The 23,549-nt window shown below is 44.0% G+C and carries 18 protein-coding genes; 11 read left to right on the top strand and 7 right to left on the bottom strand.

The window, feature by feature from the left end:
- Positions 1-21: 21 nt before the first annotated feature.
- Genes GO493_RS18360 through GO493_RS18375 form a run of 4 tightly spaced genes read right to left on the bottom strand, consistent with a single transcriptional unit; the run spans position 22 to position 3,635 of the window.
- Positions 22-1,623 (bottom strand): lipase family protein, encoded by a 1,602-nt coding sequence (locus tag GO493_RS18360; protein ID WP_157307686.1) that lies wholly within the window; start codon positions 1,621-1,623, stop codon positions 22-24.
- A gap of 37 nt (positions 1,624-1,660) precedes the next feature.
- Positions 1,661-2,311 (bottom strand): hypothetical protein, encoded by a 651-nt coding sequence (locus tag GO493_RS18365; protein WP_157307687.1) that lies wholly within the window; start codon positions 2,309-2,311, stop codon positions 1,661-1,663.
- A 35-nt stretch (positions 2,312-2,346) separates the two neighbouring features.
- Positions 2,347-2,991 carry a hypothetical protein gene (locus GO493_RS31275; protein WP_157307688.1) on the bottom strand — a complete coding sequence of 215 codons (645 nt, stop codon included), beginning with the start codon at positions 2,989-2,991 and terminating at the stop codon, positions 2,347-2,349.
- An 11-nt stretch (positions 2,992-3,002) separates the two neighbouring features.
- A complete protein-coding gene (locus tag GO493_RS18375; protein WP_157307689.1) occupies positions 3,003-3,635 on the bottom strand; it encodes a hypothetical protein in 633 nt (210 codons plus the stop codon).
- Positions 3,636-4,215: 580 nt separating this feature from the next.
- On the opposite strand from GO493_RS18375, the gene GO493_RS18380 reads away from it, so the two are divergent.
- The 6 genes from GO493_RS18380 to GO493_RS18405 all read left to right on the top strand — a co-directional run bounded on the left by GO493_RS18380 (position 4,216) and on the right by GO493_RS18405 (position 16,807).
- Complete coding sequence (locus GO493_RS18380) at positions 4,216-4,668, top strand: hypothetical protein (protein WP_157307690.1); 453 nt, start codon at positions 4,216-4,218, stop codon at positions 4,666-4,668.
- Between the two features lie 108 nt (positions 4,669-4,776).
- Positions 4,777-6,294 (top strand): serine hydrolase domain-containing protein, encoded by a 1,518-nt coding sequence (locus GO493_RS18385; RefSeq protein WP_157307691.1) that lies wholly within the window; start codon positions 4,777-4,779, stop codon positions 6,292-6,294.
- A 157-nt stretch (positions 6,295-6,451) separates the two neighbouring features.
- Positions 6,452-8,320 (top strand): GDSL-type esterase/lipase family protein, encoded by a 1,869-nt coding sequence (locus tag GO493_RS18390; RefSeq protein ID WP_157307692.1) that lies wholly within the window; start codon positions 6,452-6,454, stop codon positions 8,318-8,320.
- Between the two features lie 597 nt (positions 8,321-8,917).
- The gene (locus GO493_RS18395) at positions 8,918-12,202 is read left to right on the top strand and encodes an RHS repeat domain-containing protein (RefSeq protein ID WP_157307693.1); all 3,285 of its coding nucleotides are present in this window, start codon (positions 8,918-8,920) and stop codon (positions 12,200-12,202) included.
- Between the two features lie 5 nt (positions 12,203-12,207).
- Positions 12,208-16,509 (top strand): DUF6443 domain-containing protein, encoded by a 4,302-nt coding sequence (locus tag GO493_RS18400; protein ID WP_157307694.1) that lies wholly within the window; start codon positions 12,208-12,210, stop codon positions 16,507-16,509.
- A gap of 4 nt (positions 16,510-16,513) precedes the next feature.
- Complete coding sequence (locus tag GO493_RS18405) at positions 16,514-16,807, top strand: hypothetical protein (RefSeq protein ID WP_157307695.1); 294 nt, start codon at positions 16,514-16,516, stop codon at positions 16,805-16,807.
- Between the two features lie 53 nt (positions 16,808-16,860).
- Here GO493_RS18405 and GO493_RS18410 read toward each other — a convergent pair whose 3' ends face one another.
- A complete protein-coding gene (locus GO493_RS18410) occupies positions 16,861-17,196 on the bottom strand; it encodes a helix-turn-helix domain-containing protein (RefSeq protein WP_157307696.1) in 336 nt (111 codons plus the stop codon).
- Positions 17,197-17,633: 437 nt separating this feature from the next.
- On the opposite strand from GO493_RS18410, the gene GO493_RS18415 reads away from it, so the two are divergent.
- From GO493_RS18415 to GO493_RS18430, 5 genes are all read left to right on the top strand, one after another.
- Complete coding sequence (locus GO493_RS18415) at positions 17,634-18,320, top strand: DDE-type integrase/transposase/recombinase (protein ID WP_157307697.1); 687 nt, start codon at positions 17,634-17,636, stop codon at positions 18,318-18,320.
- Between the two features lie 404 nt (positions 18,321-18,724).
- Positions 18,725-18,856 carry a hypothetical protein gene (locus tag GO493_RS31280; RefSeq protein ID WP_262885973.1) on the top strand — a complete coding sequence of 44 codons (132 nt, stop codon included), beginning with the start codon at positions 18,725-18,727 and terminating at the stop codon, positions 18,854-18,856.
- A 546-nt stretch (positions 18,857-19,402) separates the two neighbouring features.
- Positions 19,403-20,128, top strand: a complete 726-nt coding sequence (locus GO493_RS18420; RefSeq protein ID WP_157307698.1) for a hypothetical protein — start codon at positions 19,403-19,405, stop codon at positions 20,126-20,128.
- On the top strand, positions 20,122-20,412 hold the full coding sequence (locus GO493_RS18425) for a hypothetical protein (RefSeq protein WP_157307699.1): 291 nt from the start codon (positions 20,122-20,124) through the stop codon (positions 20,410-20,412). Before GO493_RS18420 ends, GO493_RS18425 begins: the two co-directional genes overlap by 7 nt.
- 271 nt (positions 20,413-20,683) lie before the next feature.
- The gene (locus GO493_RS18430) at positions 20,684-21,199 is read left to right on the top strand and encodes a hypothetical protein (RefSeq protein ID WP_157307700.1); all 516 of its coding nucleotides are present in this window, start codon (positions 20,684-20,686) and stop codon (positions 21,197-21,199) included.
- A gap of 6 nt (positions 21,200-21,205) precedes the next feature.
- On the opposite strand, the gene GO493_RS18435 is transcribed toward GO493_RS18430, so the two are convergent.
- Together GO493_RS18435 and GO493_RS18440 are read right to left on the bottom strand one after the other, a co-directional pair.
- Positions 21,206-22,705: a hypothetical protein gene (locus GO493_RS18435; protein WP_157307701.1), complete on the bottom strand. Its 1,500-nt coding sequence runs from the start codon at positions 22,703-22,705 to the stop codon at positions 21,206-21,208.
- A gap of 126 nt (positions 22,706-22,831) precedes the next feature.
- The gene (locus tag GO493_RS18440; protein WP_157307702.1) at positions 22,832-23,548 is read right to left on the bottom strand and encodes a LytR/AlgR family response regulator transcription factor; all 717 of its coding nucleotides are present in this window, start codon (positions 23,546-23,548) and stop codon (positions 22,832-22,834) included.
- Position 23,549: the final 1 nt, after the last annotated feature.

The raw sequence follows: 23,549 nt of genomic DNA on the forward strand, positions 1-23,549 counted from the left end.
TTTTGAGCAGGGCTGGTCCAGCTATGCGTTGGAAACGGATTCCCTGTTCGCTTTTTTCAGCAGGTCTGTTGTGTAGACGTTCAACAGATTGAGATAGCCGTAGAGGGAGTGATGCGTCATCTCATCAATTTCGAGGCTACCATTCAGTACGACAGGTTTATCTACCGCCTGTAATCCTATCTCTGCTGTTGCTGTGGCTATTCTGTCGCTCAGTCGCCTGATCTGGTAGCTTTTATCTCCCAGTACTTTGGTATAATCCTGAGCGAAGGCATAGTCTGCCATCAGTATGCAGCCGAAGGTGTATACTGATCCGACGGTGAGGCTTCTGTCGCTGCTCATTGCATAATCTGCCGCTGCGATATTGGCGATAGCTCCGCCGAGGCTGTGGCCTGTCACAACGAGTTTCCTGGTGCCTGTCAACAGTGGCTTAACCACCTGGTACAGGACTTCGCCGAAAAGGCCGGTCTTTCCGCTGGTTGTAGCGACTGCCTGCGATTCGTATACGTTATACGCACCTCTTTGTACGTGAGAGGAATTTGTGGGAGCGAAAGAAGGATGCACCAGGCCGGAATCGGCTGTATAGCCGTTGAATTCATCCCAGGTAGTGCATCCACGGATGGCGACAGCTATAATGGTTGAACTGCTGAAAACCAGTGCGAATGGGGCGTCGTTGACTTCAATGGTATCTTCGAGGGTAAAGTTTGTAGATGGAATAGTAGCTCCGGGATGTTGTCCCAGCTGATAGGCAGCTGCTATCAGCTGTGTCATGGAAGAAGCCAGTACGGGATCAAAGCCCGGAGGCGGATTGGGAAAGCTTGGCGCAATAGCTACACCGGGAATGGGAGTACCTCCTATTGCCTGCAGGTAGAAGACGTCGCTTCTTTCCCACCAGGGTACATCCGGTAGCGGAATTTTGGAGGGCACCAGGGTAACCTGTCCCAGCGGTTGCCAATCGTTGTCTGTAGGTTCCTGCGGGAAATTGTCGACCACGATAAGATTTGTTTTTACCCAGTGGGTATATGATTCCGGTGCTTTTGTTTTGTAATAATCTGCCATTGCTTTTGTGGCAATGTTACCTACAGAGAAGGTGTAGCAGGGAGTTACAGAGGTGGGCGCATCCTGATTGTCCGGGCCGATGTTGCCCGGACGGAGATCGAGTGCAGCTATCTGTGCCAGAGGTGCGCCCAGGCTCATTCCGCAGAGATATAGTTTTTTTGTTCCTGCCATTGGCAGTACGTCCCATAATGGCTTACGCAAAGCCTGGTAAGCGCGGGAGTAGATGGTCATGACCTTACAATCGTCCGAAGTTTTTCCTGCTATAGCCTCCGGTAGTTGCTGCTGGTTAAACTGGCCATCGTACTGGTAAGCCAGGTATTGTGTCCATGTTATACCGAGGGCAAGTACATATACTACGTTGCCGTTACCGTCAGGGCCATGAGAGAGGAAGCCCTGGTTGGGTATTACGACGGGATCCATGGGGGCGGAGCTTATGTTGAAGATCTTTCTGTCCAGCGACCATCCTGGGGGCAGACTGGGATCGATGTTCTTCATATTTGGAATGCTGGCTTGTGCGGCCAGTTGTTCCATTGCTATGAGCAGTTGGTTGGAGATTGAAGATGCCATAAACCTGAAGATTGGATATGATGAGGGAATGATCAATTTAAACTGGCTGGACGATTACTTCGGAATTGGAGCCGGGATTGCCGTTACTGCCTCTGCTGCCACTGCCGGTGCCACAGTTGTTATAGCCGTCTCCGACACCTCCGCCATCGCCGCCGTTGCCGGCTTTTCCGTTGAAGGTCTCACTACCGGGGACATACGGAGAAGAGTAATCGTAATTCACAATTATTGTGGCGCCGTCGCCACCATCGCCGCCACGGCCGCCGTTGCCTCCATATCCGCCACAACCCTGCTGGCCTGTGGAAGCTGCCGAGCAAACGTTATTCGGGCCTCTGTCGCCAGGATCTCCCCCTGGTCCGCCGGTACCACCTTTACCGCCTTTGCCTGCGTCCTGGCCGGTACCCCCGCCAACCCTGACAATTACCGGGTTGTTGACATACCCGAGATTTAAAGTGCCCGGAGGCGCCGGTCTCCCTTTGGAGCCGTCTGTACCTTTTGACCCGGTGGTGCCGGTACCGCCTTTACCCCCACTTGAAGGGCCATAATCGCAAGAAAAGGTACAGTTGCTGCTATTGTAGGATTCCTTTCCGGGGCTTCCTTTGGCCCCTTTTGAGCCTGTTCCTCCGGTAGCGCCATTAGGCGCTGCGTTTGTATATGGATCGCCTGTGATTATAATAGTTGTAGTAGCCATAGAATTTCTTTTTTCTTACAGAGTGTGGAGTTTCATTAAGGTTGCTGACGTACGGTAACGTAGGAGGGTGACCCTGGTTGTCCGGGGCTGCCGGGGCCACCGGGGCCGAGGTTACCATTGCTGCTTGAGCCACCGCTGCCGGGTTGACCGGGTACGCCGGGTTGGCCTAACTCGGTGGTTGTTTCTATGTTAGCTCCTGGCAATAACTTTGTGTACCATACTGTTACTGAGGCACCATCACCACCATCGCCTGATCTTCCACCGTTCCCACCTTTGCCGCCTGGTCCCTGTGGGCCGTCTTTAGCTGCATTGCAGGCGTTGTGGGAATCGCGATAACCGGGAGGACCACCCGGACCACCATCGCCACCCTGACCACCCTGACCGCCATCCTGACCGGGGCCACCTCCTACCACCACCAGTACCTGTCCGGACACTTCGCCGAGATAAACATCAGGACGTGGCACAGGTCTTCCTTTTAATCCTACTCCACCGGTGGTACCTGTACCACCGGGCGATCCCGGCGCACCGTCTGTTGGGGGAGAATCACATCGATAATTTCCACAGCCAACATCCGTAGAACTACCGGCATTCCCTCTAGTTCCCTGCGAGCCCATATTTCCTTTATATCCACTGGAAGCGGGATATGTATACGGATCACCTTTTACATAAATTGTAGCCATGTTATCAGGTTTTATTGGGCATTGAAATATTGTGTGTTAAGGGTTGCTTTTGTGGTGATCCATATCTCTGCATCAGCACCTGTGGTAATAGACTGGTAATTGAGATATACAGGATCCGGACCTGTTATTCTCAGGACACCGTTTGCGGGGATAATAAGGTCTTCACCGGTAAAAACAGCTATTCTTCCGGGGAATAGTACTGCGTTAATAGCTTCTTCGTATTCCTGTACTTTCCTTGAGTTTCCCATTACGAAAGCATGGGCAGCTTTTTCGAGATGCGCAAAAAATTCGGGATGTACTTTACCAAATACTTCTCCTTTTGATTTTGCGGTGCGGAATACGTCTGCGTATTGCTGAGGAAATGCCTGTGGGTATGCAACGTGTGCGTCATCGTTATTATCTTCTACGCCTACCAGTCTTTTTACATCGGCGATAGATCCTACGCTTAAATAGATGGGGGGAACATGAGATTCAACAGGGTCTGAAGAAAAAACGAGTTCCTGTTTGCCAGATTGGGTACTTCTCTGGCCGGATTGGGCAGCCTGTAAATGTTCCATTTGTCTTGCAGCTACTTCGGCTGTAATGCCCAGTCGCTCGTTAATTTTGAGGAACCGGCCTTGTTGTGCGGGTGTTAGTGAAGCCATAATAGGTTTCTTTTTAATGATTTAGTGAGAGAATATGAGGTAACGAATGTGCATAAGTATCCAGATGTCCTTGACATTATTTCACTTGACAATAAAAAACAAACCCGACAGGAAAAGAGAACTGCATTCGGAGTTACACTGTACCAAACGTTGCAGCATTAAACGAATAAAATAGGGTACCACGGTTCATAAACACAGAGACAACTAGTAAGGATGCCCTATGATTTCTGAGGTGACTTCTTTAGCCGGTTTAGCCTGGTAAATTCTCGAAACTACCATTCATAGAAAAGACGATTGAGGGAATTAATTATAATTATCCGATAAGGTTATTTTGATCCTGTTTAACACTGACAAAATCCAATCCATTAATAATCAAATGGAGTTCTAAAATAATGAATTCTAAGGCACAGCGCTTCAACTCATAACCACTTTTTTAAATATTTTTTATTATATAACATGTATTTAACTATAAAACAGATTTTATCATTTAAAAATAGTTAGCTATCCTAACGGTAAGATTTTGAGATGTTGCGTAAGTAAATGCCGGGTATTATCTTTAGCAACTAACAGTTTACTCTATATGAAATTTGCAAATTCCACGTTCTTCGTTTCGATCCTTTTTCTTTGCTGTAATGCGCCAAAGGCGCCGGAGCAACCTGTAGCTGAGAAACCGCTGACGGGTACATGGCGACTGGTATCTGCCAAGGTGATCACCAAGGGGGATACAGTATCTACGTTTCCTGTGGCTGGGCAGGAGATGATAAAGATGTTCAACGCAACGCATTTTTCGTTCTTTAAGCATGATGTTGGGGAAGCGAATGCTGTATTTGATGCGGGCGCCGGTACATTTACATTATCCGGGGAGGATTATAAGGAGCAGTTGAGTTATTGCAGCGCCAGGGAATGGGAGAACAGGGGTTTTTCGTTTAAAGTTAGTTTTCATCATGATACGCTTGTTCAGAAGGGTGTTGAGAAAATAGATAGTCTGAATATTAACCAGGAGATCGTGGAAGTGTATGTAAAAGTTAATTGATCTTTTTCATTGGGAAGAATTGGCTTTTTGTTAACCAGTTTTTTTTGCCAATCTACGAAAGCCATCGTACATTAGTTGAGTATATTCCTGATATTTAAAATGTACCAGATGAAATGTAGTCAGATCACCAGGATCATGATGGGGTATTGCTTTGTCTTTATGGCACAGCAGTTACAGGCGCAATCGATAGAAATAGACAGTCTTTTTAACAGTGAGGTGCAGCAGTTTGCATTTAATGGCAATGTGCTGGTTACCGAGAAGGGGAAGATAATATATGATCATTCATTTGGTTATGCGGATGTTGAAGGGAGCCGCCTGGTGAATGAGAATTCCGGTTTTCATCTTGCGTCTGTTTCCAAGACAATCACATCCACAGCTATCCTGCAGCTGAAAGATAAGGGCAAGTTGCGACTGGAAGATGCCGTTATTAAATATCTGCCTGATTTCCCCTACCCTGCTATTACTATCAGGCATCTTCTGTCTCATACTTCAGGGCTGCCGGACTTCCAGATCTTTGAGGCGCCACACAGAAAGGATACGGGGAAAATATTCAGTAATGAAGACCTGATCCCTGCTCTTAAAGGATATGACAGGTCTATGCCGGCGCCAGGCGAGAAATGGAGTTATTCCAATACCGGTTATGCATTGCTGGCATTGATCGTTGAGAGAATAAGCGGCATGGCTTTCCCCGCTTACCTGGAGAAATACATTTTCAAGCCCGCCGGCATGCGGCATACTTATGTACAGACATCTTTGTTGCCGGTGAATGATACCAGCCGCACGATCAACTATGACTTTCCCAGTTATGATCCTTCCCGTTTAAAACGGGTATCTTCCATGCCACAGCTGAGAATACCTTCCGTAATCCTGGGAAGTATTTACGGGCCGGGGAATGTTGTAAGCAACACCAGCGACCTGCTGCGATTTGATGAGGCATTATATAACGGCAAATTGCTGAAACCAGCTACGCTGGAAGACGCCTTTACTCCCGCGAAGCTGAATAATGGTGAGAAAGCCGCTATGGGATGGGGTAACAGTGTTTCCTGGTATGGACTGGGATGGCAGATACTACAGGACAGCTCTATGGGAAAAGTAGTATGGCATACCGGTGGCGCACCAGGAATGGTTACTGTATTTATGAGAAATCTTACACGAAGGCAAGCGGTGATTGTGCTGGATAATGTTACTCACCGTAAAGTGCATGCAGATGGTATGAATACTTTATATCTGCTGAATAAAAAGCAGCTGCCATCACCCGGTAAAAGCTCGCTCGCATCAGTTTACATTAAAGCATTACTGAAAGGTGACGCGGAGCATGCCATTACAGTTTTTAATGAGCTGAAATCAGATACAGCGCATTATTACCTGGATGAAATGGAGATGAACATACGTGGGCTGGAGTTATTTTTTGATGGTCAGCAGCAGGCTGGTGTGGAAGTGCTTCGTCTTAATACGTTGTTGTTCCCCCAGAGCTGGAATGTTTATGATAGTTATGCAGAAGTGCTTTCACTCACCGGTAAAAAAGAGGATGCAATGATCATGTACAGGAAGTCTATCCGTATGAATCCTGATAATAAGGGAGGGAAAGAGGCGCTTGAAAAGATCATTGCTGCGGGATCAAAGTAGTTGTTTATATCACTCATATAAAAGCGCTTTCATCAATAATGGTGAAAGCGTTTTTTTTGGCCTTCGGCCGGTTAAAAAAATGTAATTTGGGGAACAGAATCCCTATCCCGAATACCCCTGCTACACAATTTTTCTTCACCCGTTTAACTCCCAAACTATGCGAACAGTAATTCTACTGCTACTTCTATCTATTTACAGTTTCTGTTCTTACTCCCAGAGCTGCAGTACTCCTTACAGAATTGTGGTATTAGGCTCGTCTACAGCTGCCGGCATGGGCGCTACACCCAATCACAGCTGGGTATATCTCTATACCCAATACCTGAAAACCATCAATACCGGTTACCAGGTGTATAATCTTGCTGTAGGCGGATATACGACTTATGATATTAATCCGACGGGATATGTGCCTCCTGCTTCAAGACCATCTCCGGATACGGCGCATAACATCACCAAGGCTTTATCCCTGCAACCGCATGCCATCATCATCAACCTGCCTACCAACGATGTTGGCAGGAATTATACACTGGCAGAGCAGCAGGCAAATTACCAGCGTGTTATTGATGCGGCTACTGCCCAGGGAGTACAGGTGTGGGTTTGCACGACACAGCCCCGTAATGATTATTCAGCGCAACAGGTTGTCAACCTGAAAGCGATGCGTGACTGGACATTCTCCTACTTCGGAAATAAATCTATCGATTTCTGGACGGGAATGACAGAGCCGAATGATTCTATCAAACGCGCCTATAGTTATGGAGATGGCATACATCTGAATGACTCCGGGCATTATGTGCTATATACGCGGGTAGTTGCCAGAAATATTCCACAGGCATTGTGTAACGGGAACCCTCCTACTCCACAGGTACCGGTGGTATTGAGTTCGTTTACCGTGACAAACAGCACTAATAAGCTGCAAGTGAACTGGAGCACAGCTTATCAGAAAAATGTGAGCAGGTTTGTTGTACAACAGAGCATTGATTCCGTCAATTTCAATAATATCGCTACTATCACGCCTACCGGCAATGACAGCACAGGGCGTTCTTATAGCTACCTGGATACTGTGGTCCGTAAAGTGAAGCAGTTCTACCGGCTGGATGTCATAGTTGCAGATACACACTATATCCACAGTAATATCGTTAAAGGTATGCCTGATACAGCTTATGGCACTAATACCTACTTTAATATCACCAACCTGGCTGTGCAGCAGAATAAAGATAAACTGCAGCTGATATGGTACAGCAACAATGAAAAAAGTACATCGAAATTTATTATAGAACATAGCAGCGACTCCCTGAACTGGAATACTGTCGGTACTTTAGCAGCTGCAGGTAATTATACAGGCTCCCGCTTTTATAATTTCACAGATACTACCGTATATACCCGTCTGCAGTATTACCGGTTGAATATGGTGACCACTACTAACCTGCATTTCTTCAGTACTGTTGTAAAGGGTATGCCGGATACTATGTATACCCGGCCGTTCAGGATATCCAGCTTTACTGTAACGTTACAGCAATCCAAAGCACAGCTGAACTGGACTACCAGTGCCGAAAGGAATACAAAGAACTTTACTGTGGAACGGAGCCTTGATTCGCTGACGTGGAATGCCATAGGTACTGTTAATGCTGCAAGTAATTCAAGCACCACCCGTTCGTACAGTTTCAGGGATACGGCCACACTTAGCGGAACAGTATATTACAGGTTGAATATGCTGACACATGATAACAGACGGTTCTTTAGTTCAGTGGTAAGGTTCTCGTTCCTGACGTTGCGTACTATGGCGGTTGTTCCTTTTGATAGTCCGTCGGCTGTAAGGCTTGCGCCTAATCCCGTTACAGAAAGCAGCCAGTTATTGGGTTTAGCGCCGGGGAATCATGTGGTGAAGGTTTTTGATCTTTCCGGGCGGCTGGTGTATTGTAATATGCAGTTCCAGGCGGGGAGGAAAATAGAGGCAGAAGCATGGCCTAAGGGATTGTATATCATTTTGATAGATGAGGGGAGATATCAGCTTAAGATGGTAAAGCAGTAGTATACAATAGTTGTGTAAATAGTGTAAGTGAGGGGGAATGTACCGGGAACATGCCGGGAACGTAGTACTATCCATGCTTTTGATGTGGAGTAGAGGTGGACTTGATGTGGACTTGATCAGGGGTTGATAAAGGGAGGTTTGTTACAGGAAATGTTGATAAAAAAGGATTCCCTTCTCAATGAGGGGGAGTCCTTTTTATTTGGGATATGGAGCCAACTTATAAATAATAAGTCTATACGAGAATACTACTTTCAATATAACCTCCTGTCAATCATTGAAACATAACACAAAGATGTTAGCCCTGCTCAATAAGGAGATTTTTACTTTTGCCTATCAGTTATATACGAGAATGATCTTATAGCTTAATCCTTGTGAATGTTCCTATACATACCTTGTACCGGCTATATAATTCATATTCGGTTGTAATTTAACCAGCATTGTTCTAATTTTTTAGTCTGCCGGATTTGCCTGCTAAAAATTACTATGCCCGTGAACGTAATACATGTGACCCTGGATTAATCTTTTTGGGGACAATGGAAAAGGACCAGAAAAGTTGATTCCATTAGATATAATATCAAGTTCAATAGCTATAATACTATGATCTCTGCTTTTAGAAAAAGTTTGTCTCTCTTTTTATGGATTGTTCTCTATGCCCATTATTCCATTGGACAGCAAAAGAACACTTTTGACATTACTGCACCCACGACAGTGTATAAACCTTCTTCTAATGCCAGTGAGATGGTAAAAGTTGCAGATATACCTGTGAGCACTTACAGTGGAAATGCGCAAATCAATTTTCCATTATTCTCTATTAAGAGCGGTGAGCTGACACATAATATTTCCCTGAATTATACAGGCGGTGCTGGTATTCCTCTAGACCAGGAAGGAAACTGGGCAGGGCTTGGCTGGGATATTTCTATGGGTGGCGCTATCAGCAGATCTGCTATGGGGAAAAACGACGAGATGACTACAACACCGGGGTATACATCCGCCGCTCAGTCAACTAATCTTCCATTGTGGACAGACACCGACCCTACCAACTGGTTAAATACTATCACTACCTGTGATAAAAAGGATATTGGAGAAGGCCGTATGGATATGGCGCCGGACGTTTATTTCCTGAACTTTAGTGGGAATTCGGCGAAGATGTTCTTTGATAAGAACGGAGCAGTCTTTTTTTCGCCTTTCAAGGCATGGAAAGTGCTCGGTAATCAATCTTCCGGCTTTACTATCATTATTGAAGATGGTACGCGATATGAGTTCAGCACTATTGAAAACTCTTCTACCAGTTCTGAAACCTATCCGGGAGATGGCGGTGGCAGCATCAATGCCGGGAAATCAGCCTGGTTCCTGACCAGGATAGTATCAGCAAACTTACGGGATAGTATCAGCTTTAATTATTCTCCTGTCAGCTATACCTATGAGGATGGCATCCCTTCCTATACTATTTATGATCTGTTTGAAGAGCAGGATGCCGGCCCCTGTCCAGGTGGGGCTCAGATGGATACTCACCGGGAAAGCTATACATTGAATTATCAGACATTGAGTACATATGTGCTGAATTCTATCGTATATAATGGAGGAAAGATACAGTTTACAATTACTGCTGACCGCCAGGATGTCAATTCAGGTAATAAGTATCGCATCAGTGGTATGGATATTTATTCGGCAGTAAATACGGGGTTTACTTTATATAAAAGTATTGTTTTTAACCAGAACTATACAAACAGCACAGCTACCGATCCGCTGAAAAAAAGGTTGTTGTTATCGTCATTCTATGAAACCGGTGGCACAGATACATTGAAATATATTTTCTCTTATATAGACCCGGAAGCTTTACCATCAAAGAAATCCTTTTCACAGGACCATTGGGGATATTACAATGGCAAGAATAACAGTACAATGGTGCCAGCCTATGATGATAATGCGGGGAATGTGATTGCAGGCGCCGACAGGGGACCAGATTCTGTTTACATGCAAAAAGGGCTGTTAAAGACCATAACATACCCTACCGGTGGGACAGTTACATTTGATTATGAGCCGCACAGGTATTCCTATTATAATGCGAATTACGAGTATACCCTACAGCATATAGATTCTTCAGTAGTGAATACTTCAGTCAGTGCAAATACACTTCTTCTTGGCTCCACTCCTGCAAAGGCTGCCGATACTACAGAATTCATTATGCCGAACTCACCCGGGCAAAAGCCTACCATAACTTACTTCGTAAAAGGGCAAATAACAGGCGATGCACTTGCCGATGTATACATTTATGATGAGAACTGGAACCTTAAAGTGAGCGCCGGCGATTCTCACAACCAGACACTTACGCTTCCGCTTGTTTTTGACAAGGGAAAGAAGTATTATCTCGTGGCCAGCAGGGAAAAGGCTACTGAACAGGCAAGGATCAGTGTAGCCTATAAGAAATATGAGCCTTACCTTGCTTCAACTGTATACAGTAAAATGGCCGGAGGTAACAGAATCAAAAGGGTTACTCTATATGACGGGATCAATCACAGTAATGATGTCGTAAAAAGATACAGATACATGCTGAATGACAGTATCTCTTCCGGGGTGTTACTTGATTATCCTAAATATGAAGATGTAACGTATACAGCATATTATTGTAATGTTTCCACTTCAGAAGGAGGCAGCCCATTGTCTTATAAAAATGGAGACCTTCCTTACTTTACCAGGTATTCTACTTCCCTCAATTCACTGGGGCGAACACAAGGCTCTCCGGTAGGATATTCCAAAGTAAGTATACTGAATGGAGAGAATGGGGAAAATGGCCGTGAGGATTTCTTTTACTCCATTACGGGTCTTTATGATGAAGGAGGTAATGGTTATCCATATGCGCCGAAAACCAGCAAGGAAGACCTGCGAGGATTGTTGTTGGGGCATAAGGTATATAATGCTGCCGGTAATATTTTACAGGCTACCACTAATGAATATGATTTTAATAATACAGCGGGAGCTCCCAATTATAAATGGATATGGGCGGCCAAAATAGGTATCCGTAAATCTGATGCTTATCCCTCTACACCCTGCCCGGAAAATAGTCACTGGAGTTTTATGAGCACCATGTATAAAATTTACCAGTTCTGGCCGGTACTCACATCGAAAACAGATACGACATATGACGTTAACGGCAATGCACTGGTATCAAAGACTACCTATCAGTATGACACCACTAACCTGCAGTTGATTAACGAGACGTCTACGAACAGTGATCTCTCCGTTCTATCGAAAACATATAAATATGCCAACAGCTTTTCGGGTACTGCAGTATACGATAGTATGCTTGCTAAGAATATGCTGGGTCAAAGGATAGAAACGGTTGTGACCCGAAACAGTGCCCAGACCTACAGAGAGAAAAACAATTTTGATTTTTTCAATGGGCTGATTGTCCCTGCCTCTAAGGACCTGATAAATGGTAACAACCCTATTGAGAACAGGCTACAATATATTCGCTATGATGCCGATGGGAATCTGCAGGAACAAGCTAAATCAAGTGATGTACATGAAGTTTATCTCTGGGGATATCGTAATGAATATCCTGTAGCAAGAATTGTAGGTACTACCTATAGTGCAGTTGCTGGGCTGGTTAATTCCTCAGTACTGTATGATCCGGTATCAGACCAGGTATTGCGGGATGAGATCAATAAAATAAGGGTAGCATTGGCTGGCTCCGCCCAGGTATATACTTATACTTATTCTCAACAGATAGGTGTTACCAGTGAGACTGACCCGGCAGGCAGAACTACCTATTATCAATACGATAACCTGAAGCGATTGGTGACGGTAAAAGACCAGGATGGCAATGTGATCAAGCATTTTGATTACGAATACCAAGGCCCTATAATCAATAATCCCCAGTAGAGAAAATGAGAAAATATTCAATATTAGTATTGCTGTGTTTTTTTGTCCACTATGCCAATGCACAGAATACGCCGGAAAACACACCTAAAGTAAACGCGACTCCTGTTGCTATGCCATCAGCTTATAGCAATACTCTTATCAATTATGTACGGACCTGGGAGCCCAGTATGCCTACATCTGATGTTAATGTTGTTATATCGGAGAGCCGTACACTGTCTGAAGTAAAGCAGGCGACACAGTATCTTGATGGTCTTGGCCGGCCGCTGCAAACGGTTCAGAAAGGGATCAGTCCGCAGGGGCGTGATCTTGTAGTTCCGCTTGTCTATGATATCTATGGAAGAGAGCAATACAAGTATCTCCCTTATGTTCAGCAGTCTGATAATAACAATGACGGAAGGTTTAAAACAAATCCTTTTGTTGCGCAAAAGTCTTTTTACCAGGATAATAATCTTAATCCTGGTGTAGCGGGGGAGAATGTTTATTACAGTCAGACGGAATATGAAGCGTCTCCGTTGAACAGGGTCCTGAAGGCTTATGCTTCGGGAAATAGCTGGGCGCTGGGAGGAGGCAACAAACCGGTAACGAATCAGTACCTGGTTAACACAGCATACGATTCTGTGCGTATATGGAAAATGGCGACCCAAGTTCCGACAAGTACAGATATTTATGCAGCCAATCAGTTGTATAAGAATGTCTCCACTGATGAAGCAGGCAACCAGGTAGTTGAGTATAAGGATAAGGAAGGGAAAGTGATCATGAAGAAATCTCAGCTGGCAATTTCTCCCGGTACTGCGCATGTGGGATGGTTATGTACTTATTATGTGTATGATGATCTGGGAAATCTTGTATTTGTGATCCCTCCCAAAGCAGTGCAGTTGATTGCGGGTAACTGGACAATAGGAACAGATGTTGCGGCTGAACTTTGTTTCAGCTATCAGTACGATAAACGTAACAGGATGGTAGTAAAGCAGGTACCGGGCGCTGGTCCTGTTCATATGGTATATGATGTACGGGACAGGCTGGTATTCACACAGGATGTTGTACAGCGTTCCAAGTCCACACCTGAATGGTTAGTTACATTTTATGATGAGCTGAACCGGCCGGTAATGACGGCCATCTACAGATCATCCAGCACCAGGGAAACGCTGCAGCAGAGCATGGATACTGCCACTTCCGGTGGGACAATTACCTATAATTTTCCTGCTCAACCGGACCTGTATGTTAGTCAATATGCAGGAGAAAGTCAGTTTATAGCCACAAACAGTATAAATTTTTCCGGGAGATTTGATTCTGGTGAAAACGCAACTTTTGATGCAAATATTCAACCCGGTGGCACATCGGGATCTACAACAACAATTGCCACTAATCCGTTGCCAGGTATTTCTTCTACCGATCTAACCCCGCTGACATATACCTACTATGATAAATATGATTATGCCGGCAAACTTCCTTTTGAGAACAGCGATATCAGCAAACCACAAGCTGGCAGCAATCCTTATGCTGAGGCATTGCCAGGCGCACCAAGCACTATGACCAATGGGCTCGTTACCGGTTCAAAGGTACGAGTTCTGGGAACAGATCAGTGGTTAACTACCAGTTCCTATTACAATGATAAAGGGCGTACTATCCAGGTGGTTAGCGAAAATAGTGTTGGGGGACGTGATGTAGTGACAAGCCTTTACGATTTTAATGGAAAAGTATTAAGCTCTTATGTAAGTCACAGGAATCCCCGGAGTATACTGACACCAGAGATCAAGGTGCTTGCAACTAATTTGTATGATGCTGCAGGCAGATTGGTCCAGGTGAAAAAGAAGATAAATGAGGAAGCAGAGCAGATTGTATCAGCTAATAGTTATGATGAATTGGGACAGCTAAAACAGAAGCGGCTCGGTATAACCGGAGGCAATACTCAGCTGGATACTGTAACATATACTTATAATATCCGTGGCTGGGTGTCCGGTATTAACAAGGCCTATGTGAATAATCCCGGTGCCAGTTTTAACTGGTTTGGGCAGGAGCTGAGTTATGATCAGGGCTTTACTACTAACCAATATAACGGGAATATAGCTGGTATTAAATGGAAGGCTAAAGGCGATGGGATCAGCCGGGCTTATGGTTATAACTATGATAAGGTTAATCGTCTTACAGTAGCTGATTTTACGCAGCAGAACAGTGGAAGTACTGCCTGGACTAAGGATAAAGTAGATTTTTCAGTGAGTAACCTACTGTATGATGCCAATGGCAATATTAATTCCATGACGCAGAAAGGTATGGTTGGCACCGGTATCACTACTATCGATCAGCTTAGTTATTCTTACCAGGATAAAAGTAATAAGTTGTTGACGGTAGCAGATCCAAGCAGTACGGCTACTGCCAAACTGGGGGATTTTAACAAGGGTACTAATACCGGGAATGACTATAGCTACGATGTAAATGGCAACCTGGTAAGTGATCAGAATAAGGGAATAAGTTCTATTGTCTACAATCATCTGAATCTTCCGTCGCAGATTACCATTACCGGTAAGGGCGTCATTAGCTATCAATATGATGCTGCGGGTAATAAACTGAAGAAAACAGTAACAGACAATACTGTAACTCCTTCTAAAACAACCACTACTGATTACGTGTCTGGTTTTGTATACAAACAAGACACCCTTGAATTTACCGGTCATGAGGAAGGCCGCATCCGCCCGGTGTATAAATCTGGTCAGCCGGTACATTATGCCTATGACTATTTTGAGAAGGACCATCTCGGCAATATCAGGGTTGTCTTAGGCACTCAGACAGATACCAGTGTTTACGCCGCTACTATGGAGACTGCTGCTACAGAGAAGGAAAATGCCTTGTTCAGTAACATAGATGCTACCCGCTCTGCTTTGCCATCAGGCTATCCGGCTGACGCGACTACGAATCTTAACGCGTATGTTTCCCGTCTCAATGCTGTGAATGGCGCTAAAATAGGGCCGTCTCTTGTGTTGAGGGTAATGGCAGGAGATACTATTCAACTAGGGGTAAAAGCCTTTTATAAGAGCACAGGAACCAGTACATCCAATACTACTCCAGATAATATGCTGGCAGCGATTGTTTCGGCGTTTAGTGGTAGAGATGTAAGCGATGGCGCCCATGCTGCAACCGGAAGCAACTCCCCTATTGCAAACAATTTCACAAGTAGTGATTATACAGCGCTAAAGACTTCCGATCCGTCTCAGAATCTGAGTGACAAGCCGAAAGCGTATCTCAATTTTGCGCTGTTTGATGATCAGTTCCAGATGGTTAGTGAGAATAGCGGGGTTAGACAGGTACAGGGAAGCCCGGATGAGCTGCAGACATTGTCTGCTGATAAAGCGGTTATCAGGAAAAGCGGATTTTTATATATTTACACCAGTAATGAGAGTGGTGAGGATGTGTTTTTTGATAATCTGGTTGTTGTGCATAATAGTGGGCCGCTGTTGGAGGAGACACATTATTATCCGTTTGGGTTGACGATGGCGGGGATTAGTAGCAATGCTCTTAAAGGCTTGACCTATCCGGAGAATCGCAGGAAATATAACGGCAATGAGTTACAAAGTAAGGAGTTCGGAGATGGGGCAGGTCTTGAATGGACAGACTTCAATGCAAGGACATATGATCAGCAGATAGGAAGGTTCCAGCAGATAGACCCCTGGGGTGAAGTAGGCACCCAGGAAATGTTAACTCCTTATCAGTTCGCTTATAATAACCCGGTACGTTATAATGATCCTGATGGTAAATGCCCGTGGTGTATACCTGTTGTTCTTCCTACTGTTGTCGAAGGTTTAGCGGCGTTAGGTGCAGCAACGGGTATTACTGCTGTTATCTATAAAGCAGCCGACAAATTAAGGGATCTTGATTGGAGTCAGCTGGGCGCTGGCAGTCAGACGACGTTCGTTCCGCATATTACGATACCTCAAAGTGACGTAAGAAGAATGCAAAGCACTCTGGAGGAAGCACGCAACGAACTTAATGACAAAGCTAAAGACTTAGAGACAAAAAGTAATCAACTTGAGCGTTCCAGAAACTCTCTCGAAAAGAATGTAAAAGAGCATGAACAAAAGCTAGAGGATTATAAAGCTAATCCGGATGCACATGACAATAAGGGAATACTTAAAGACAAAACACCAGAGCAACGGCAGCAAATAATTGAAGGAAGAGCTAAGTCTTTGGAGAAACAAATTGCTAAGAATAAAGGTGAGTTAAATAAAGCAGAAGCTCAGCTTAAACAAACTAAGCAGCAATTGCAGGAAGTTAAACAACAAATTAAAAATATTGATAAAAGATTAAATAATTGAACTGATGCGAATTAGTAGAAAAGAAATCGAAGTGCTATTTGAATTAGTATTGAAAAAATTGACTTTTGATAAATTCGAGGAAATTCACTTTATCAAAGATGAATATTGGATAATCACTACAGACGAATGGCAAAATTTTGATCATGCCCCCAAACCAGGGGTAGCCTCTTTGGTGGAAGATGTCAGTTATTTAAAGCAATCAATAGAAAATCATGAGATTCATTCATACAGTGATTTAGATAGACTGGCAAGTGTATTGAGGGTAATAAGTGAGAACCAGGCACCTACAAATCAATAGATAATCCGACTGATCATTAAGCATAAGCCGCAGGCATTGAGCTTGCGGCTTTTTCATTTATGGCTATCCGTCTTCTTGTTTTTAAAATCCCTGATCATAATATCGATATGGTTAAGGATATAGTCTTTAGCCTCACCCGGTAAGGCATTAATATCTTCCAGGCGTTTTAAGGTATCCTGATCCAACACCAGGTTGGTTTTACCAACCAGGTAATCAATGGATACAGCTAGGGCGTCTGCAATTTTAATAATCACCTCAATGGATGGGGTCATGATGTTACGCTCATAACCGCCGATAATATCACCGGAAGTACCGATCTGTTTACCAAGATCGGCTTGGGATAAGCCCTTTTGCTTGCGCAGCAGCATAACATGTTCGCCTATTGTCATACTGAAACGTATTGAAACAGACCCGTTTTAATGGGTTTTTACAAAAACACTCTACCTATAAGTATTAATCAAAACCTATAAAGCTTGGTTTGTAAAGATGGATATGTTACATTTGCGACCAATAGGTAGTGATTAAATGAGTATTTCATATCAAAACCAGCCACGTACCATAGCAAAACCAGCCAAACTTTTCGCGTGAAACCCAGCCACAATTGCTAAAAGAATTAGCGATTGTTCAGATTTTTCTCAAACCCAGCCAATTTTTCCGCATTAAGTCCATCTATTTATTTCACAGCAAAACCAGCCAATAGTTTCATATCATTTCCAGCCAGCAGATATTCATTTAGGCTATAAAGCTATTTAATAGTATATATTTTATTAATTCGTTGATTAATAAATAATTATTAACGAATTGTATGCCCAATAAATTCATTAACATGTTAATATTAAGAAGACTGTTACAGTTGCTGCAACGCGAGTTTTCGATGCGTAACATTGCCATTGAATTGGATTTAAACAGGGAGACTGTATCCGTATATCACAAGAGGATTGAAGCCACTGGGAGGAACTATGAAGATTTGCTCAGGCTGAGTGATGGTGACCTTGCTGCGGCATTGCAACCTCGACCGGCCACTGCTGAGGATCCTAGGCTTATAGACTTTATGTCAAGAAAGGAATACTTTCTAAATGAGCTTGAAAAAAGAGGGGTTATACGACAACTGTTGCTCAAAGAGTACAAAAAGGTTTATCCTGATTGTTATGGATACACCAAATTCTGTGGCTTGTTGGACCAGCAGTTGGTTCTAAAGGGAGTAAGTATGTACCAGGAACATCGAGTAGGTGAAATTCTTCAGATTGACTTTGCCGGAGATAAGATGTCTTATGTGCGACCTGAAACCAGAGAACTGGTCGACTGCGTAGTATTTGTTGCCATCCTTCCTTATAGCGGATATACGTATGTCATGGCTTTGGCTGACGCTACCTTGCCTCAGCTTGTTAAAGCGCTAAATAGCTGCTTAAGGTATTTCTGTGGCGTTCCCAAATATATAAAGTGTGACAATATGAAGCAGGCTGTGATAAAACCAAGTCTGTATGAACCATCCTTGAATGAATTACTTGAGTAGTGGACAGTTCATAATAACACTGCCTTAATCACGGCAAGAGTGAGAAAACCCAAAGACAAAGCTCATGTGGAAAATGCAGTCCATCTCGCATGCCTTACTGGACAATATCGAACCGGCAGTTCGAATCTCTTCTTCCGCACGAACATGCTGTTCCCAACCCGTTCCAAGACAAACAGAGTCAGAGTCTGTCGTACTATCGTAATGTATATAAAAGAGCATCTGACTACGGATCAGAAGGTCCTCGTACCTATCTTGATACCTGTCCTCAGCATCAACAAGTAAATCAGGCCAAGCAGTCTCCCTGCGCACGGCCTCCCCAAAAAACCGCGCCAGGCATCCCGCTGACGCGGGCGTGCCTGTCACGGTTTTGCTCTGCGTCGTGCTCCGATCGGGCAGCTCCCGGTATGGCTGTATCCTGTTATGCCAGGTGCTTACTGGTGACCGCCATCCCTGCGCTGCCCGTTATGCGTCCGCCACCTGCCAACCGCCCTGGCCTTATCTTATTATCTGCCGCCCGCTTCGCTCCCGGCTATTAACATGGTCTAGCGGCCTGCTATGGCTCCGTGCTTCGCTTCGCTGTGCACTCTCACCATAGCGGCCAGGGCGGAATGGCGGTCGGTGGCGGCGGGAATCCTATTAAGCGGCAGATTATAGCTGCCAGACAGTAGAGCCCTGATTACTGAACGATAGAACATGACCTGCCGCGAACAGCGGCGACAGTAATACTCTTCAACGTTAGTACTATCTTGGCGCGTCCGCGGTCCCCCTTATCTTCACCCATGCGATTTTTTGTTCAATTGAAAAAGGAAACCTTATTTTAGGGACTATTAGCAGTTCTTTGAAGATTACTGGTCGGAGACGGTAATTATTATCCGTACGGACTTACGATGGCGGGGATTAGTGCGAATGCGCTTAGAAGTATCACTTACCCAGTCAATAGAAATAAGTTTAATGGTATCGAATTAAATAGTGACCTAGACTTATACTCTTATGAAGCTCATTACCGAAATCTCGACCCGCAGCTAGGAAGATGGTGACAGATAGACCCGAAGCCCAATAACGCAGTATCCCCATATGCCATAATGGATAATAATCCTATTAAATATAGTGACTTTTTAGGCGATACTACTATACAAGGGGCTGGTTTTTGGAGAAATGCCTGGGAGGGGATAAAAGATGGAGTAAGCTCTACAGGACAATGGTTTAAAAGTCTAGGGACTGCTGATGGTTGGGGTAAAACATTAGATGGAATTTCGGTAATTTCTCCCTTTAATGTGGATGAAGGAACTGTAAATACCAGGGCCCAAATGATAGGTAATACGGTGAATTATGTAACTGATATTCCTAATAAAACAAGTGATCAAATAGGGCATGACGTAGGATATGGTGTAGAAAAATTTGGCGAAACTGTAGTAGCAAGCAAAGGGGCTGGTTTGATAAAAAGTGGCATAGAGATAGCTAACTCAACAACTCTTTATAGAGCAGTCTCCGGTGCAGAGCTAACCAGCATATCAGAAACAGGAAGGTTAAGTATGGCTCCAGGTACATATGAGACCGGAAAATTATTCGCAACATCCTCTTCCGATGCTGCACAGTTTGGAAAAGCGAATTTTGCATTTGATCAATCTCCTAATACAATTATACAAGCAAGGGTACCTAGTGCGGTAATGAAAGCTATAACACGATTTGAAGCTGATGGCATGCCTGCAATATCCGTACCCACTAATCAATTACCTAAAATTAATTTTGTAAAACCTTTGAATTTTTCACCTCGTCCAACAAACCCTTTTAATTCTTCAGGATGGTAGAACTTATTAAAGTTTTGGCAACAATAGTATTGTTCTCAAATGAAAAATCGAGAAAAACACCTTTCATTAGTGGTTATAGACCTTTATTCAATTTTCCTAATGCTAAGACGAAGATATCAGGTAGCATTAAGCTCATGGGAACCAGTTCCTTTTCTCCTGGATCCAAAGGAGATGTCGAGATTACCTTTATAAAAGGTATGATAGACGATAATTATTTTAAATCTGGAATCAAATTCACTTTTGATGAAGGACGAGATACTTTAGGAGAAGGAGAAATTAAATAAACCATGATAAGTATAAACAACAAGAGTCGCAGATATTCGGCAGCTCTTGTTGTTCATACTTTGGGGGCTGCTTATTAAGCGCGTCTCAAAGCTATCCTTTAGATGTTGTACTAATAATATTAGCTTATCATAGCCAAAGCTCAAACTGATGTATATGATTAGCTCACGGATAAATACCAACTCTAACTTTGGCTGCCATTGGCTTATTGTTGAAAGGCAGATAAGATATTACAAAATTTCATATATTCACACCTTAATATTTTTTACCAAAATGATCCGTATCTTTTTCTTATCAACAGTTGTTACATCCCTGATATCTATTAATGCAAGTGCCCAACAGAAGCCTGTAAAATCCAATGAAGAAGTTGTTACAGCCATCCGGACGGAGTTTAAAAGGATTAATGCCCTGCCATTAAACAAAGAGCAGTTTAAATATGAATCTGAAGGATGTGTTGAAGGAGGAAACGTTCAATATTTCTTTGACAAGAAGGAAATTGTGAAGGTCGTTGAATCCGGAAGTATGGGAGATGGCAGCTGGACAACGGAATTTTATTACCAGTCCGGGAAATTGATCTTCTGCTATGAGAAAGCTGTTGGCAGCTCTGCCGATGGGCAGGAATCGAAGATAGAGCATCGTGTATATGTGAAAGGTAATGAAGTGGTGAAGTATATGGAAGATCAGAAGGTAATAGCTGCTGATGCAGAAGCAACTAAAAAGCTGGCTACAGCTGATAAATTGCTGAAGGCGTATGGCACAAAGAATTTTGCAGGTGCGTTGTGCGAGTAAAGTATATTAATCCTTGTTGGTAGATATTGATTTCAGGACCCTTCTCATTCGTGCAAAGCTGGAGCCGGACATGTAACCAATGTTGACCTGGAACCTAAAGCCGCTGTAGCTGTTCAATCCTCCGATGGAGGGAGTATAGGCGGGGCTCCAGATGTATTTTGCAGATATGTCGTAGGTGAGTCTTTTACCGAGACGTGTAAATAGTCCCATCCCCGTTTCCAATGCAAATTTCTGCTGGGAGTAGTCGGTAGAATTTATTCCGTTGCTCATAGTACCTTTTATTTTGAACAGGGTGGTGTTTACGGCTCCCGCTCCGAACATGAAGTAGGGCTTGGGCTCTGCCGCCAGTTTAGTACGGGTAAAGCTTCTCCTGGAAAGGATAGCTCCCTGTTCCATTTCATCCCCCTCTGCCCTCTCTGCTTCAGCATCCAGTTCGGTTATCCTGAGCCGCAATCTTGCTTTGTAAGCCGGGCTGTATAATCCGCCGAGGCCGAATTTGATATAGGCGAAGTTGGACAGGATCATGCCGGAAGATGCGGAGATCTGTGCAGATGTAGAGCCGGTAACAGACATGAATTTCTCCGTCCTGTTCATTTGTATTTCGATACCTATACGATGCTTCTGCGAAATGAAACGTTCTGAAGACAATCCGAAAAAGAATTTCCGGTCTGAAATGTCAACCCTGGTCTTTATATCTTCTGCGCTTTTACTATATCCGGGAATGAACGTGCCTCCCAGCGTGATACTGGTGATGCGATTGCCCAGGAACTCATCCAGCAGCTGATCTGAAAGGTCTCTGCGGATCTTTGTATACATTTTAGTGTAACGTTCAAATCTCTCTATCTCCCATTCGTAGTCACTTTCGCTCATCATTTTTCGTCGCCTGATATAGTACATAGTATCAGCCGGCATTTCTCCGATGGTAAGGCTGTATTTTGAATTATGGCGGTTCATCTTATGGAACCTGAACACCGCATCCCCGAAGAAGGTTGTACCTATCTGCATGGAAGGCATCATGAAGAGCATGCCGGGGAAAGTTGTAAAATATTCGGGCATGAAGGACATTGTCGGCATCATGACGGCCCCTTTCACAGCGCCATCTACACTCCTGTTGAGCGAGCGGAATGAAGTAATATTCCGGATCGATACTGTATCAAAATCAACAGAAGGTAAAGGTATAGGGATGGGAATAGGCATGAAAGGAGGCCGTTTCATGAATACCAGTTCGCTGTCTGTTATTGCAATTAAAGCAGATTCTACATAATAGGTATGACGATTAAAATCTGTTCTGACAAGCGGTTGTTCCATTTGTCTCTTCCTATCGGACCGAAACCATAATTTGATAAAATCTCCCTGCCTGATGGTATCCTTCGCACCTGTTTTACTATTCACTTCTACCAGTATCTTCTGCATGCCATTGGCCGGAGGTTGTGGCAGTGAAAAGCGCTGGGCTGATACGTTGCAGAAAATCAATACTAAAACAAGCGATGGTACTAAAAATTTCATAGCAAATATTTACAGCATTCCCCAGGCGTCTGGCAGGCAATACACCAACAGGAATATGCGTGTTATAATTTGCTGACGAAGTTATCTTCCCGTATGATCAGACAGAAAATAAACGGGAGAACCGGCCTATAATAATGGAGAACCGCCCACCTGAACTGACAGCTGCCGGGCCTGGTTACGATAGGTATCGCCTATGGGCAGCTGTGTGCCGGAAATAACTATGTAACGGCTGTTGTAAGAGGTTATCTTTGACAGGTTGATGATATATGATCTGTGTATGCGAAGGAACTTCTGCTGAGGTAACCTGTTCAGTATTTCCTTCATAGACATCATTGAAAAGATAGGTTTGTGGCTATGACAGGTATGGATCTTTACATGGTTGTTAAGTCCTTCTATGTACGTTATATCTGACAACAGGATCTTCTTGGACTGGTATTCCGATCTGACATTCAGGAAAGAAGTGTTTTCTTCCCCGGTATGCTTACGGAATGCTTTGTACTGGCAAGCCTTGAATACTGCCTGCAGGAAACGTTCTGCCGAAATGGGTTTTACAAGGTAGTCCAAAGCTGCTACTTCAAAACCCTGTACAGCATAATGGCTATAGGCAGTAGTGAATATAACCATAGGCTTTCTGCTGAGGGATCTGTAAAAGGAAAGTCCGTCGATATCTGTCATTTCGATATCAAGGAAAATGAGATCGACTTCATTAGCAGCCAGGTATTCTTCTGCTTTCTGCGTACCTGTAAAGGTATTCAGCAGCTTTATATTGTCCAGCGGATCAGTGTAGGCTTTGATGACCTGGAGTGCGAGTGGTTCATCGTCTATAGCAATACAGTGTAACATC

Source organism: Chitinophaga tropicalis (genome assembly GCF_009758205.1).
Lineage (GTDB): Bacteria > Bacteroidota > Bacteroidia > Chitinophagales > Chitinophagaceae > Chitinophaga > Chitinophaga tropicalis.